The organism is Herminiimonas sp. GW821-FHT09C12, from assembly GCF_059416385.1.
This window is the reverse complement of sequence record NZ_JBWKPC010000001.1, coordinates 1774366-1791418: the sequence shown is the minus strand read 5'-3', so window position 1 is coordinate 1791418 and position 17053 is coordinate 1774366. Positions and strand designations below refer to the sequence as shown.

The window sequence follows — 17053 nt, the reverse complement described above, 5'->3', positions numbered from 1 at the left end:
AGAATGGCTGAGCAATCAATATCAGCCTGATAGGTCGCGCATTATACAGAAACCGTTTCCCCAAAAAATAAAGGAGGGCGACTATCCGCCCTCCTCTATTTTTATGTAGCAGCCGATTAGTAGGTTGCCAGCACGTTCACAAAGAAGCCACGACTGCGGTACGACAAATCAGTCAAGTCATCCGAGTAATTGGTGAAGTTGTACCCAACACCTGCCTTGATACCTTTATCGAAGTGACGATAAAGTCCGACCAGTGCACCAGCTTTGGCATCTTGTGCCTCCGTTGCGCGCAGATTACGGAACTCGACCAAGGCATCCCATTCCTTGACCAGATGGAAGTCGGCACGCAGCACCCATAAATCGGCACGACTGGAGAACCATTGACCACCGGCTACCGGCATTTTCAATTCACCGATACGGAATGCGTATTTACCGCCTATCGATAACCAGGGGAACAAATCGTAAATCGTATCGATCGCAAACACCTGACTGCGCTGTGCGTAATCTGCCGTCAGGCCGGATGGTGTCAATTGACCGCTGGTCGGTACGTTGTTCAGGTTCGTGTATTTGAACAATGTGTTCCAGCGATCGTTATCAACCGGACGGTAGGCACTTGCCAACACGAATTCACGATAATTGCCATCGATGAACGCGCCCTGATTATTGCTTGAGCGAGAAATATTCAACTTGCTCAAAATACGCCATGCCGCATCCACTTGATAACCCAGCGTATTGCGCATCAACCAGGTCGTGCGTTTTCCGGAGACATTGCCGTCGTCATGACGCCATTCCAGATTACCGCCGTACTTCAAGCCGTCTTTTTTATAGCCGACCGAACCACCGAGTGCGCGACGCTCCAGATCGCCAGCCAATGGATCGGAGACTGTGCCGAATTCTGCTTTCGCGCCCCAGTTCCATCTATCGTTAGGTGCCCAATCCATACCGAAAGCCTGCGTCAGGCTTTGCGGACCGGCACCGTTGCTGGCACGACCTTCACCGAAGACGCGCAATTGATCCGACACGCGTGTGCTGGCACCCGACACCAAGGTTCCCTGACGACCGCGCCATGCGATATCAGGACTTTCGGTTTCCATCGCATAGGTCAGATAAGCATTGCTACGATCCGATAAACGATAATCGGCACCGACCTTGCCGCCCAGACCCATATTGCCGTCTGATACTTCTGCCAGCAACTTGACGCGCTCACTCACCTGCAAAGCACCGCCGACACCAGCACGGTTATTTGCATCGCGTGTTGCATCATGTTCCACCGTCGCTTGTACAAAACCGTAGGCTTCCCAATTTTCCTTTTCACCCGGCTTTCCGCCGACGCGCTCCGGTTTATAGCCGACACGTACTTGCGCATCAGTACGCGAACCAGTTTGTGACAACAAGGGGCTGGCATTGGCAACCACATTGCTGCGATCGTCCATACGTGCACCAACTGCCACATCCCATTCCGGGTTAACGGTTTGACGCACTGCGACTTCCAGATTCTTACTATCCTGCAAATCGCCATTGCGCTGATCCGCTTTGACCAGTAAGCGTGTACCGACCACAACTTCAACATCAGCTGTTACACCATGCTGTTTGATTGCTTCGCCACTAACACCGATCTGGCCAGGTGCGGAATAACCTCTATCTCTATTCTGCGCATAGGAAGAGAATTTCCCCTTCATGCCATCAGTGACTTCAGCCAGATCAACCGCAGCTTCTACCCTTTGCGCACCGGCGCTTTGTATCCCGCCGCTATTCAAGGTATTGAAACCGAAACCGCCATCGATCGATGTCTGGGCACCGCTGCCTGGACCTTGCGAACGCGCTGCCTCAAACTTGACCCAGGTGCCCGGCTTGTAACGCAAGGTACCGTCTATACCTTTCAGCGTTTGGCTGGTGCCATCTTCACCTTGGTGATAACTGCTGATACCAAGCTGCACATGATCATTGAGCCATTGACTGCCACGGAAGCCAGTCGACAGATTATTGATCGCAGTGACGCCCGGCGCATATTCATACGTCGTCACCAGATAGACCGGATTACCGCCAACGGCAGAAGTCATGATCAATCCGGCGCTGCCACCAGTTGCGGACAAAGGCGACTGCAACAGAATGCGACCTTGCAGGTAATTGATTTCATAGTCCTGCGCTGGTGCCAGCTCACGACGTTCGATCACCATGCCGGAATCCTTGTCCCGTACTTCAACCCAGATGCGTTCAGAACCTTGCGTGATATCCAGATGACGCAGGTAATACAGGGAACCGCCCGTACCGCGGAATTCTTCACGTGAAGACAGCGTGCCAGGATCGGCGAGGAAGGCGTCGATCTGCGTCTGCTTCTCGCCATAGGTCGTTGCGTTTTCCGAACGATGACGCAATTGCGCGCCGTACAACCCACGCGAATATTGCATCAGCTCGGTCCCTGTCCATGTGGTCTGGAAGTTACCCCACATCACATGCGAATCGCCCTTTTGCAATTTAACGAAGAACTTGCCTTGCGTAGGTGCGTCATCCACCGTTGTGCTGTCATCGCCGTAAACTGGGTAATACAGATTTGGATCTATGCTACGCAATAGATACTTAGGATCTTTACTAGAGAAGTTCGAGAACAAATCCTTGAACGGACCTTCGCGCGTATCGGCTGAAGCTGTCAGCAGATATTCGCCCTTTACTTTCCCTTTCAGGTAAAACGCTGCTCGACCATCGACATAAACCTTATTGTCATAATGATCGGTATCACCGGTCACCAATTTGATCGGTCCTGCTACCTGATTCTTGCCGACTGTCAGATCGCCCAAGGCCAGATAGAACCAGTCGTCGGCTGCGATATTCAGATTGCGGCGGAAGGTATTGGCACTACCGTCTGCTTCCTTCAGTGTCACTTCAACAAACTGCGGACCGGCCGGCATGATTTGCTTCATCGCAAACTTGCCTTGTGCATCGATAGGCAGTTCCAAACCCAGCGCTTCGATACGCTGATCCTGCTTCAGATGACTGCCATTGACGGTCACGGTGCCGCCCGTCACTGGAATATTGCGCAGTGCCAGGCTGTTCTCGCCATAACCGGTCAAACGTTCACGTTCTATCTTGTCCTTGTCTTCATTTTCCGGCATCGCACGATTCAGCAGATTGAGCGGCTTCAAACTGGTTTCATCGAAACGACCTTGTGCGTCATACACACGCAATAGATAAAAGACTTGGTCATCCTTCGTGTTCATAGGCACGGTCCAATTCGTCACACCATTCCATGACACTGGCAGGATTTCAAACGGTTTTTCCTGTGTCTTTTGTCCAGCACGGAATAGACGTAATTCCGTCTTCTTGATCCATGGAATGTAGTTAGACCATGCACGGAACTCTACCGGTTCACCCTTCACTGCTGCGTTAGGCGTTGCCCAGATATTCATCGTCGGTGCAATCGCCAGACTGTCGTAACGAACCTGGATGTCTGCACGCTCTAGCGCAACGTCGGTACAACGCTGACCATCTGCCTCATTTGCGGCAATGCCATCGACAGGCACGCCATCAATGGTGATACGGAAAGGCGCATCCGGCGATCCAACTGCCTGCGGTGAACAAGCTGCTGCTTTCGGCACAGCAGCAACCACCGGTGCCGCAGCGTCAAACCAGACTTGCAACTCGACACGACGGTTGCGCGCCATGCCTTCCGGCGTGGCATTCGATGCAATTGGTTTGCTTTCACCATTGCCTGCTATCGAATACGTGATCGCAGGATTATTCAGCAACTGCTTCAGATAGGCGGTCACAGCCAACGCGCGTGCTTCCGACAAACCTTGATTGTCAGTGAAGATGCGTTTTGCATTTGGCGACAAGCGTTGATTGTCGGTATGACCAACGACTGCAATACGCATGCCGGAGATGGCACCTTTTCTTGTGCGTATCTCTTCCGCTAACGCCTCTATCGATGCCTTGGCCGATGCAGTCAAATCTGCCTTACCGGAAACAAATAGGCTGAGACCTTTTGCCTCTTGCAAAGATTTATTCATCTCAGCTGGAGCTGCCGGAATTTGCGCGGCACGATTACGCATCGCTGTCGCTTCTTCACGCGTGACGCCAGATGGCATCGGATAGGCAATCGCAGGCTGCATTTCCGTCGGTGGTGGCACAGCATACAAATCGATGCGGCCATTATCGACGCGCTTACCGTTGACTTCCGTATCGGCCCATGTAGATGGACCGGTGAACAACATGCTTATCGCAAGTGCGATGGTGTGTGGACGGAGCTTCATTGTGCGCCCTCCAACTCTGTTTCAATCATGAGTGGCACAAGCGGCTCGCTTTCCTTGTCATCTATCTTTCGCTTCTCCTTCCACATCCGCTGTATTCGCTCACTGACGGCAGCGATACGTTTCTTGGCGAGATCCTTGGATTCTTTTCCTTGGCGGTATGCGATACGCAACACCGTAGGACGCGATTGCAGTTGCTCAGGCAATTTCTCCAACTGCGAGATATAGGAAGCTTGCAACTCTGTACCATCGCCGACGAATGCCGCACCGGATAATTCCAGTCGCACTACGCGATGTACTGTTGCGCCAAAATTGAGCTTGACCATCTTTCCGCGCGTGACACGAACGTCGCGCGGGTTCTCCGTTGTGAGGCGATAGCCGGAAGGCAAGGTACGTTCATCGACTTTCATCACAAAGTTGGAGCCACGATCCGCATTTGGAATCGCTGCGCAAGCAACGTGGAAACGTCCTTCTTGATCGCTGGTCACCAGCAAACCGCGTGCAGTCGCAATACGTACATTCGCAATGCCAGGTTCACCCTGGTCCTGATAACCGTTGGCGTTCTTGTCATCGAAGATCTTGCCGATGATGTCGGAGCAATCGAAAGTAGGATCTGGCACAACGCGAACAGTCGCTGTCGCTGTATTCGATACCTGCGTGTTGACGGTATTGTTCAAGGCCGAAACACGATTGATGTATTCACCTTCGGATACACCGGTACCAACCACTAGCAACATGCGCCACGTTTTGCGTTCACCAGCCTTGAAGGTTTGGTTAGCCCATGTCAGGCTGCGACCGGTCACTACCGGTTCTGTATTCACACCGTTCAATGAAGCCGAACCGGTGCGATAACGGAAACCAGCTGGAATCACGTCCACGACATTAATGTTTGTCAGCGCTGCGGCCAGCGTATTGGTCGCCGTGATCGTGTACGGCACCAGATCGCCACGCACCACATTCACCAGCGGTGTGCTCTTCGTCATGACTATCGCACCACCCAGAACCGGATCAAGTGGAATGTGATTGTTGACAACGTTGGCGGAGTTTCCATCCAGCACAAACGTGTAGTAGTACTGCGTCGATCCAGCGCCCATACCCATCGCCGCACTGCTTGCAGCGCAAGTAGCGGGGTCATGCAAAGGCGCTGCATTCGTTGGCGGCAGACTGTTGTTTTGTACCAGTGCAGGATTAGGGTTCTGCGTTACCGTCAACGTTGCAGTACATCCTGTGATCATCGTCGATGGCGATGGCAAGTAACCGCCTGGGTACGTCGTGATCGTCAGCGAATAAATGCCGCTCGGCGCACCGTTCAGTAAGAATTGATAGAAACCATCAGCACCTGTCACAAAATTCGCTGTACCACCAACCAGATGAGTTGCAGGATTAAATCCAGCCGGGCCATTGATCGTTACCACTGCACCGCCCACAGGCTCACGCGTCACCGAGTTATAAACCACGCCAGCAGGATCAAGCGGCAAACTTTGTTGCGGATACGATTCGCCGGCCAATAGACGCAGATTCTTCAGCGTGCCGTCTCCGAGTTCTGCGCCGCCCTTGTTACCTGGGCTGCTGGTCGGGTTGAAATCGCCGCTGATAAAGGTCGCGCCGGTTTCATTCGGAATCACGCCGCCGAAAATCATGCCGGTCGTCGGATGACGGAAGCGGATGGTGTAACCGGTCGATGGCGTCACACTAGGGAAGCCGTAAGCACCGTTATCGTCAGTAATGGCCGTATCAATGACCGAGCCATTCAACATTAATTCAACGCGCCAACCTTTTATGCGCTCCAGCGGCGAGATATCGTTCTTGATGCGATCATGGTTTTGATCCAGCCATACGTGACCAGATACCGCAGCCGGTTGCGCAATTGCCGTTGGATCTGTTGTCTTGTTATTGCTCTCAAAGCCAGGTGGTTCACCACCACCAGCGACGGTTGCAGTGTTCACCAGAATTTGTCCTGCAGTTCCAACAGCCACAGCGACACGAATCGTGATCGCAGGAGCATTCGCACCAGAAGCGATAACGCTATCCGTAGTACACGTCACCGACGTCACCGCATTGGTACAAATCCAGCCTGTACCACTTGCCGCCACGGCAGTGATACCAATCGGCATGGTATCCACGACTGTGATCGTGCCTGTCGAAGGAACTGCACCGATATTCGATACATTGACCGTGTAAATGCCTGTGCTTGAACCTTCAGCAAAGCTGGCTGGTGCATGCGATTTCACGATAGCCAGATCAGGGAAAGCGCCAGGTACTTCAGCAAAATTGTTATCTCCCGATACGCCGTTAGATGCGAGTGGGATATTGGAGATCGATGAGACAGCAACAGCCGGCAGCGTGGCGGTACCGCCAGTACTGCCAGCGATCGTCTTGCCGTTGATTGTTCCTACTGCTTGCGGTACCGGTTGCGTAATCGTATACGTACCTGCAGCCAAGCCGGTAAAACTGTAAGTACCATTTGCTGCAGTGGTAGTCGTTCTGCTGACGGCGAAGCCGTTCTCATCCGTACCGGTCAAATTAATGACTTGATCACCGATACCGTGATCATTGCCATCAACCAAACCATTGTCGTTAAAGTCGAGGAACACCAGACCAGAGATGCTTCCGCTATTCGGCAACTCAGCAAAATTGTTATTGAGAGAAGTCGTATTCGGCGGCAAGACGATGTTGTTGATCGCACTCACAGGAATCGTAGGTGCAGTTGCTGTACCCGGTGTTCCGCCATTGGGCACCGTACCGGCAACCGTCTTGCCGTTCGACGTGCCTGGTGGTTGCGTAGGCTGAATGACCGAATAATTACCCGGCAAGATGTTGCTGAACGTGTAATTACCGCTAGCGTCCGTCGTCGTGGTCAGATTAACGGTAGCACCATAGATATCGGTGCCGCTCAATCTTATTTCCACATCGGCGAGCGGTGTATCGGCGCCATTCTTGATGCCGTCGTTATTAATATCCTTGAAGACCATTCCTGAAATAGAGGAAGGTGCAACTTCGGAAAAATTATTATTAACAGAACCCGCTACATCGCCAGTACCGTTATCGTTCAAAACAATATTACTGATACGACTGCTGCTTGTTGTCGGATTGGAAGCGATACCGACAGTGCCCGTCGTGCTATTGCGATTGATGATCGTTCCAGCTGTTGTAATGCCGTTCGTCGTACCGACTGGCTGGCCTGGCTGACAAACGGTATATGGACCTGCCGCCAAACCGGAAAACGTATAATTACCCAAGGTATCGGTGACCGCAGTTGCAAGCGGTGCACCGCTGCAATTCGTACCTGCATGCAATTCAATTGCTGATCCTGCAATCGGCGTATCGATACCATTTTCGAAAGTGCCGTTCGGTACAACATTGTTGTCCTTGAATACCTTGCCGGACACATAACCTTGTGTGCTGATGGTCAACACTGCATTCGCAGGCTGTTGGTTATTACCCAAATCTGTTTTCAAACTACCAGCAGGAATATTGTTGGTATGCGCACCTGCCGTCATACCAGTGACGTCAACATCAATGGTGCAACCACCAAGCGGGATCGTTCCACCGTTATTCAGGCGCACACTCGTTGCACCCGCAGCTGCCACGACCGTGCCACCGCAAGTGGTCGCCAAGTTTGGCGGTGTAGCCACGCTGATTTGACCCGGTGCAATCGGCAGTACATCGTCGAAGTTGGCCGTCAAGGTCATTACCGATGCATTGTCATTACCGATCACAATGCTCAAGCGCGACTTGCCCCCTGCTGGAATCACAGCAGGGGAAAATTGCTTGCCCACCGTAGGCGGTGTAGACACGATCAATTTCGCACTCGTCGGCTCTTCATTGACGATGCCTTCGTTCGTTGTCACCGCTCCACTTGGAATCGTATTGAGATATGTGCCGGAAATATTGCTCAGCACATTGACCGTCACAAGACAGAAGCCGTTGGCCGGCACTGTTGCACCAGCCACGCGAATACTGGTGGCAGATGCTGTTGCCACTACCGTACCGCCCGCGCATGTTGTGCTGGCTCCCGGCGTTGGTGCGACCACTAATCCCGTCGGCAAGGCATCATTCACGCCCAATCCAGTCAGTGGCGCGGTATTGCTGTTTTCAAAACGCAGTGTCAATACAGCGACTGCACCTGCAGCCTTGTTATCAACGCCGGTTGTAAAGCCGCTCGGATTACCACTATCTTGCGTACGCAAGCTAAATGCTTTGTGTACTGTCAGTGGCGCTCTGGCGCGCAAGGTATCGCTGGTGGGATCTTTATTTGTTACCGGGATACCGCCAGACGAACCTATGACTGTATTCGCCGGGATCGTATTCACGTAATCGCCTGCGGCATTCACCAACACATCGATTTCTGCCACGCAGCTAGCTGCGGTCAAGCCTGTTGCCGCGATCAAGTTGCCGCCGCTCACTTTCACTTGATGCAAACCACTTACCACCGAAGAAGAAACCGTCGCACCGAGACAAGTCGATGTCGGATTCGCACCGCTAGGTACACTAATATTCGCTGGCAGTACGTCAATAACACTCAGGTTACTCAAAGGCTGCGAAGTAGGATTGAGGAAAGTAATGCGCAAACGTGAACGTTCCCCCGGCTTCACTACATTCGGTATGAACTGTTTCTCGATCCCGACATTGCTACTGGTCGCCAAACTGGTTGATGCAGGACTGCTGTTCGTCAAACCTTGATCGGTATGCAATGCGCCGGCCGGGATCACGTTGGTCACACCAGCGGCAACATTTGATGTGACATTAACCTTGATCGAACAAGCAGCATTAGCTGCCAAGGTCGCGATACTCAGACTGACCGAGCGTGATCCCGGAATCGCCACAACACTGCCGCCAGGGCAAGTCGTTGTAGCCGATGGATTAGCTGTAATGACCCAACCGTTATTAGGAGCACCTGCCGTGCCATCCGTAGTGAAATAATCTGTCACGCCCATATTGGTAACTGCTTGCGTGCCATTGTTGATATCGATCGTCAACTGACTTACTTGCCCTGGGAAGGTCAAGGTAGACGGATTGGTCGATTTCAAAATCGTCAGATTAGTTGACGCATTACGCGTCAATGTCGCCGTCACCGGCACGACATTACGTACACCACCATCGGCTTGAATGCCATTCGCAGGAATGCTGTTGACCCAATTGGTACTGCCAGTTGCCACAACATCAAACAAAAGCGAGCAATTGCCGCCAGCATTAATGTTGGCTCCTGCAAGAGAAATAGTTGCATCGCCCGCGGCACCTGTAATCACAGGTGTACCGGCACATGTTGAATACGCCTTAGGCGGCGTTGCCAATACCATGCCGGCTGGCAGCGGATCCGTTACCTTGACGTTAGTCAGCGGCAGAGTGCTGGAATTTAAAAGTTGAACCGTGACAGTTGATTTACCACTCGAGGCGATACTGGCTGGATTGAAACTTTTGTTTGCAGTTAGTGCAGATGTATACGTCAGGCTTGGCGTGTTCGTCGCAAACGGTACGAGCGCACGCGTTTGATTATCAGCCAATGTTTCAGTGCCGCCGACCGTGGCTGTATTTGGATAAACACCTGCCGGCCCAACCACATCAACGAGTAATACGCACGCGCCATCGGCACCGGTTCCACCATCTGCCCGCGCTGGTACCGTCCCGCCGTTCATTGCTATCGATGTGGAACCGGCAACAGCATTTATCGTCGGAGTACCGCAAGTACTGGCGGCATTCGACGGTGTTGCAATACGCAATTGCCCACCACCAGTATTCGCGAGCTGCAAGGTATCGGAGATGCTTACATTGGTCAGCGGATTTGCTGACTTATTCTTCAGCGTAATCGTCATACGAACGACCGTGCCTTCAGAAAAAGTATTGACGCCCGGAGCCGATTCAGCAAATGCCTTTGTCGCAGCAAGAACAGCTACCGTATTGTTAGGATTTGTTGGATTTGAGGGACTACCGTTACATACGTTTCCAGCGCCGTTGTTGTAACAAACGCCACCGGCATCAATCGTGTTGGCGGTTGAGGTATTGACTGTCAGCGACGTCATTGCCCAGAATTTGACCGTACAGGTACCCGGCACATTGATAGTGTTGCGTCCGGCAACGGAACTGAGCACAAGAACAGCAGAAGTCGCACCGACCACGCTGGTGGAACTTAACGTTCCGCAACCAGCACCTTCCACTGTCGGTGAATAGTTGATGCCATTGATATTGCCGGTCAAATAAGTTTGACCATGGCTGAACGAGTCGGTCACAGTGACGTTGTTAATCACACCTACACCGTAATTTTCCACCGTAACCAAGTATTGAATCGGATTACCCGGTGCGACGACTGTAGGTGTTGCACTCTTCAAGATGCGCAAATCATCGGCAACTAAAATGGTCGCTGAAGCCTCTTGACTGCGTATTGCCGGAATGCCGACATTGACCGCACCTTCAGCCAGAGAATTTGTATAAGTAACGGGTACGCCGGTTAATTGAACACTGCCGGTGAAATTGACGGTGACGGTACAAGTACCGTTAGCGGGGATGCTGCCGCCAGTGAGCGTAATGCCGACTGCAGTATTCGTCGTTGTGCCACCGCATGTATTAGATGCGCCGGTAACCAGCAAGCCCTTAGTCGCGGTCGCTCCGCCCACACCATCGATAGGCGTATCGCTAAAGCTGGTAATAGCCAGTGCCGTATTACCATCATTCTTCAGAGTGATCTGAAAGCTGCCGGCCTCACCGCTGGAAAGTGCCGTTTTCGAGAAGGCCTTGCTAACCTGCAATGGTGAACGTACCGTGATCGTTGCAGTTGCATTCGCAGCTGCCGGCATACCCAAACCCGTACTGAAATCGCTAGTACGATTAATCTGATTGGTTTGTGCCCCGGTTGTGTAAGCACCATTCGTTTGATTTGCTTCGACATTGACAGTGAAGGTACAACTGCCACTTGCCGGCAATGAACCAGAACCGCTTATTGTTTTGACGCCAGCGCCAGCACTGAATACGGGTGTAGAACCGTCACTGCAACTTGCCGTCGCATTCGGTACTGCTGCCACCTTGATAATTGCGTCAGCACCAAGCTGAGGAAAGGCATCGGAAATATTGAAACTACCGATGGCGACCGAATTCGGATTCGTGACTGTCACCGTCAACGGTGTAGATGTACCGCCAAGTATGAGTGTGGAGTTACCAAACGATTTCGCAATTTGCGGTTGTTGCAAGGCTTTTACACCAAATGTTTGTGTGACTAAACCACTGTTTGCCACAGCAGCAAGCCCCTCGACCCCCGTTACTGCACCACTGGCAAGCTGGTAATCATAGCTGGCTGCCGTTCCTGTCGAAGTCCCTGCCGTCACAGGAATATCGATCGTACATACGCCATCAGTGCCACTGCTTGATGCAGGAATAATCCCGTTCACCAGTTTGATTTGTTGCGTGCCCTGCACCGTTGTTAGCGTGCCACCACAAGTAGAAGTAGGTGTACCTGCGATCTTCAAACCATTAGGTAAAGTCCCTGGCAAATTATTATCGAATGCAGTGTTATCGATCTGCGTGCCTACGCTATTAGACAAAGTAATGCGCAAGACTCTCACCTCACCAGGGAAAAATGAAGAAGGGTCCGGCGTCGTCACGGAGGCCGTCAATGCCGCAAATGCAGACATCGGCAACACACCGATCAGCACAGCCAATGACGCTGAGCGCAACACAGAAAGGGAAGAGAATCCGGCAAAAAATGGGGAACGCAACATGACAGGCCTATCTACTTTTTAAATAATTTTCTAAACACGAGGTCGCAACAATCTGCTGTTTAAATAATTGATTTGATGCAAGGGAATTGCCGAACGGAATATAAAGTTCCCCCTCGGAAACCGCATGTAAACGTTCGCAAACATTTGCAAACAGAAATAAAAATGAGGTGTTGGGAGTGACGGGAAAAGACGGTTAAAAGCACCCACGCAGCAATCGTTGCCGGAGGTTAATTAGTTTCAAAATGGAAAGGCTGACAAATCCTGAGACTGCTATGAGGACGCGTAGAAAATCGCGAAGAGAAAAGAAGTGAAGTACAGAGAAGCTGGAAGAAGAATGATGTCTATCGCATGCAAAACAACACACCGTGCACACATGTAAACGCAAAGCACTGAGTTACATCCAAACAACAAGTAGTGATCACTATCCAGCTGAATTTTATTTCCATATGGAAATATTTTTAGATATTGAAGATGAATGAGAAAGGAAATAATCAGACATGCTGCATTGCACGGGCATGAGAAAAGCAAGCAAAGAAAACGAAAAACGATAGTCGAGAAAATGGCGGCAGAAAATAAAAAAGGCCGGGTAAGAACCCGGCCTTTTTAAAGAGATGCAAAGATCAGACGATTAAAACTCTTCCCAATCGTCGCCACCTGTCGCTGCGCCATTCGCAACTTTTTGACGTACGGGTGCAGCGATCGTACGTTGGGCAGGCGAACGATGCGATGCCACCGCTGAGATTTTTGCGGTTCGTTTGATCGGCGCAGACACTTCCACGCCATCCAACTTGAACACGCTAACGGCCTCAGCCAGCTTGGCTGCTTGGTCATTGAGTGATTCAGCGGCGGCCGCCGCTTCTTCCACCAGTGCGGCATTTTGCTGCGTAACTTGATCCATCTGACCGATGGCTTGATTCACTTGCTCGATACCGGCGCTTTGTTCCTGACTCGCCGCCATGATCTCGGACATGATGTCGGTCACGCGCTTCACGCTTTGCACAACCTCGTCCATCGTCACGCCAGCTTCTTCCACCAGTCTGCTACCGGTCTCGACTTTATCAACGGAATCGCCTATGAGTGCCTTGATTTCTTTTGCGGCAGCAGCTGAACGTTGTGCCAGATTGCGCACTTCACTCGCCACCACTGCAAATCCGCGTCCTTGCTCACCGGCACGTGCTGCTTCCACCGCCGCATTCAAGGCCAGGATATTCGTCTGGAATGCAATGCCATCGATGACGCCAATGATGTCCACAATTTTCTTGGCGGATGAATTGATCTCTTCCATCGTATCGACTACTTGCGAAACGACCGCTCCACCCTTTTCTGCAACGCTGGAGGCAGATACAGCCAGTTGATTGGCCTGGCGTGCATTGTCTGCATTCTGTTTCACGGTTGAAGTCAGCTCTTCCATCGAGGATGCTGTTTCTTCCAGTGAACTGGCTTGCTCTTCAGTACGGCTGGACAAATCCAGATTGCCCGCAGCGATCTGGCTCGATGCTGTCGCGATGGTATCAATGCCAGTTCTGACTTCGCTCACACTCTTGACCAAACCGTCGTTCATGTCCTTCAACGCTTGCAGCAATTGCCCTGTTTCGTCGTTCGACTTGGCTTCAATCTTGTTGCGCAGATCACCCGAAGCAACCGTGCGTGCGACTTCGACCGCATATCCCAAGGGACGCGTGATACTGCGCGACAGCAACCAGGCGAGTAAAGCACCCAGTGCCAATGCAATCGTTCCCAAGGTAATCAATACAGCGCGACCAGATACATACAAATCATCGACAGCAGTTTTCGCTTTCTGGAAAATACCTTGCTGATACTCCACCACAGCCAGAACCGATTGGTTATAAGAATCCAATGCTGGATCCATCTTGGTTGCGATCAGTTTTTTTGCCGTTGCCTCAGCGGTGGCATTGCTCTCGCCCTTGAGCTTGAAGACATCCTTGCGAATGTCCATATACTCCTTGCGCTTGTCACCCACCACACTCATCAGTTTTTTGCCTTCATCACTTTGAATCTTGCTACTGATTTGATCTTGCAGCTTGGTGATTTCGATACTTTGTGCTTCCATCTCGGTCTGGAATTGTTTCTGTACTTCAGCATCATTGCTTCTTACACGTGCCGTAGTACGCACCGCATTGGCGATATTACCTAAATACCATTGATGCGATAAACGCTCCGTCTGTGCAGCAGCTTCCATATGCACAGTTGCTTGCGCAACTTCTTGCAGGCGCCAGACACCAATCACTATCATGGATGCCATCAATGCCAGCACGACGGCGAACGCCATGCCCAGCCGTACGCCGATTTTTAAATTCGTTATTTGCATTTTTTACTTAAGATGAGGGAGGATTTGGAAGGTGATGTAAACGATGTATCGCCATGCTGCTGTGTTTTTTCCATTGCAGATAAGGCCATCGATTTGTCCAGACCGGTCGAGAACAAGATGTGTCCCCGACCGTAACAAGATTGATCAGGCAAGCGGCACAGCGCTTACCTGATTACAGCAAGTAATAACTTAAAACTCTTCCCAGTCATCACCACCTGCCGCTACGCCATTCGAAACTTTCTTATGCGCTGGTGCAGGTGCTGCAATCGCACGTTTGGCAGGTGTCACCGCAGCGATCTTTGTTGCTCTCTTCGCTGGTGCCGACGCTTCCATGCGATCCAGTTTGAAGACACTGACGGCTTCTGCCAGCTTGATTGCTTGCTCGTTGAGCGATTCCGCTGCAGCTGCAGCTTCTTCTACCAACGCGGCATTCTGCTGCGTGACTTGATCCATCTGACCGATAGCCTGATTCACTTGCTCGATGCCGGCGCTTTGTTCCTGACTCGCGGCCATGATCTCGGACATGATGTCGGTTACGCGCTTAACGCTGTGAACAACCTCTTCCATCGTGACGCCAGCTTCACCGACCAGCTTGCTGCCGATCTCTACTTTACCGACAGAGTCACCAATCAAGGTTTTGATTTCTTTTGCAGCAGCAGCCGAGCGTTGTGCCAGATTACGCACTTCACTCGCCACCACGGCAAATCCACGACCTTGTTCACCAGCACGTGCGGCTTCCACTGCAGCATTCAAGGCCAGGATATTGGTTTGGAAGGCAATGCCGTCGATAACGCCAATGATGTCCACGATCTTTTTGGCAGAAGTATTGATGTCTTCCATCGTATCGACCACTTGCGACACCACTGCACCACCTTTTTCTGCAACGCTGGAAGCAGATGCCGCAAGTTGATTGGCTTGGCGGGCATTGTCGACGTTCTGTCTCACAGTCGAGGTCAGCTCTTCCATCGACGAAGCTGTTTCTTCCAGTGAACTGGCTTGCTGCTCAGTACGGCTGGACAAATCCAGATTACCTGCTGCGATCTGTGTGGTCGCAGTACTGATCGCAGTACTGCCTTGGCGAACGTTATGTACCGTTTCAGTCAAACTAGTCTGCATTTTTTGCAGGCCGTTCATCAACACACCCATTTCATTCTTGGATTTGACTTCGATACGGCTAGTCAAATCACCAGAAGAAATCGCACCGAAATGACCAAGCATTTCTTGCAACGGTTGCATGATCGCGCGGATCAGGAAGAACGCTGATACTGAAACAGCCAACAATCCAAACAAAACACCCGCAATCGCCGCAATGCGGAACATGCTAAACATGGATTGACTGGATTCATACGCTGCAGCGGCAACCTTCAATTGAAAGTCCGTCAGCGTCTCTGCGCTCTCACGCATATCAGTGAATAAAGGTGAGGTCTTTGTAAACATGAGCTCGCTAGCTTCTGCATGGCGCCCGGCTTGTACCGCAGCGAGCAGAGGAAGTGCGCCATCACGCACATAAATATTGCGTTTTTCGGTGACGATATCAGCCAGTTTCTTTTCATCCGCATTCATAGGCAAGGCGTAGTAATCCTTCCACGCCGCATCAGATTGGGCTCGCAGCGTTGCTGAGCGCGCGATCAAGTCACCGACAGTAGGCGCATCCGGTTTAAGGACGATACGATCAATGGCTGAACGTGCCTGGAACATTCGCGTCATCGACAGATTGATGGCAATAGTAGATGCTAGTTGATTACCATAGACATCCTTCAATGAGTTGTTCGTGCTTTGCAAGCCAAACACGCCCATCGCACCACCTACGATCAGCATCATTCCCATGAAAAGCATCGTGCCGATGAGGCGCATCTTGATTGATAAATTATTGAACATCATTTCCTCAGACCAGTTAATTATGTGAAGCAGCTCTATTCTCAGGCCGCAATTTTTTCGATCAGCCCCATTTCGGAGGATGACATCAGCTTGTCAATATCAACCAAGATCAGCATGCGTTCTTCGATCGTTCCCAACCCGATCAAATAATCCGTATCCATTGCGGTTCCCATTTCTGGTGCCGGCTTGATCTGTTCGTTATTCAGCGTAATGACGTCAGAAACGCTGTCGACCACCATTCCGACTACACGATTGCCAATATTAAGAATAATGACGACCGTGAATTGGTCATACGTCGGCAAACCGAGTTTGAACATGATGCGCATATCCACAATAGGAACAATGATGCCGCGCAGATTAATGACACCCTTGATGAACTCAGGTGCATTAGCGATTTTGGTGACGGCATCGTAACCGCGAATTTCCTGCACTTTCAGAATATCGATACCGTATTCTTCGCTGCCTAGCGTAAACGCCAACACCTCGGTTCCGCCGAGAGATTGTTGTTTGTTTTGCATGGGTTGCCTGTCTAATATGAAGGATTGCTTGCGCGTTGTGAGCGATGCTTTTAGCGCAAAAATAATGGGACATTGAAGAGAAAAAATTTTCTCCACAACTCAATCCTGATTACGTCAATTCAGAGGGAATCTTTAGAGAGAAACGATGCCGTCGCAAAGATATTGCGACTGATGTGTGAATATTGGTTAAATCCGGAAAAACGCTTGTGTATTTGGTACGATTTTTAACGCTTTAATGAGAATGAAAAACGACCCAACCATCTGTGCGCAGACTGTCGATATTGAATCGACAATATGCATCCATTACTGCTTGTCTTTAGCAACCATTACTGACGAGTCAAGAAGCTTTCCTTATTAACAACTGCACGGACACCA

General features: G+C 51.1%; 5 protein-coding genes. All 5 read right to left on the bottom strand.

Annotated elements, in window-relative coordinates:
• Positions 1-116: 116 nt before the first annotated feature.
• The 5 genes from AC07N2_RS08490 to AC07N2_RS08470 all read right to left on the bottom strand — a co-directional run bounded on the left by AC07N2_RS08490 (position 117) and on the right by AC07N2_RS08470 (position 16678).
• The gene (locus AC07N2_RS08490; RefSeq protein WP_494777840.1) at positions 117-4247 is read right to left on the bottom strand and encodes an OmpA family protein; all 4131 of its coding nucleotides are present in this window, start codon (positions 4245-4247) and stop codon (positions 117-119) included.
• A complete protein-coding gene (locus AC07N2_RS08485; RefSeq protein ID WP_494777839.1) occupies positions 4244-11953 on the bottom strand; it encodes a DUF7933 domain-containing protein in 7710 nt (2569 codons plus the stop codon). The genes AC07N2_RS08490 and AC07N2_RS08485 overlap by 4 nt, the downstream gene beginning before the upstream one ends.
• 628 nt (positions 11954-12581) lie before the next feature.
• Positions 12582-14282, bottom strand: a complete 1701-nt coding sequence (locus AC07N2_RS08480; protein ID WP_494777838.1) for a methyl-accepting chemotaxis protein — start codon at positions 14280-14282, stop codon at positions 12582-12584.
• Between the two features lie 189 nt (positions 14283-14471).
• Positions 14472-16160 (bottom strand): methyl-accepting chemotaxis protein, encoded by a 1689-nt coding sequence (locus AC07N2_RS08475; RefSeq protein ID WP_494778135.1) that lies wholly within the window; start codon positions 16158-16160, stop codon positions 14472-14474.
• A gap of 41 nt (positions 16161-16201) precedes the next feature.
• Positions 16202-16678, bottom strand: coding sequence for a chemotaxis protein CheW (locus AC07N2_RS08470; protein ID WP_076593530.1), 477 nt, complete (start codon positions 16676-16678; stop codon positions 16202-16204).
• Between the last annotated feature and the right edge of the window lie 375 nt (positions 16679-17053).

What these genes read in the sequence shown, in the direction of transcription:
- AC07N2_RS08490 (WP_494777840.1), bottom strand. Translation starts at nt 4,247, where the DNA reads ATGAAGCTCCGTCCACACACCATCGCACTTGCGATAAGCATGTTGTTC.
- AC07N2_RS08485 (WP_494777839.1), bottom strand. Translation starts at nt 11,953, where the DNA reads ATGTTGCGTTCCCCATTTTTTGCCGGATTCTCTTCCCTTTCTGTGTTG.
- AC07N2_RS08470 (WP_076593530.1), bottom strand. Translation starts at nt 16,678, where the DNA reads ATGCAAAACAAACAACAATCTCTCGGCGGAACCGAGGTGTTGGCGTTT.
- AC07N2_RS08475 (WP_494778135.1), bottom strand. Translation starts at nt 16,160, where the DNA reads ATGTTCAATAATTTATCAATCAAGATGCGCCTCATCGGCACGATGCTT.
- AC07N2_RS08480 (WP_494777838.1), bottom strand. Translation starts at nt 14,282, where the DNA reads ATGCAAATAACGAATTTAAAAATCGGCGTACGGCTGGGCATGGCGTTC.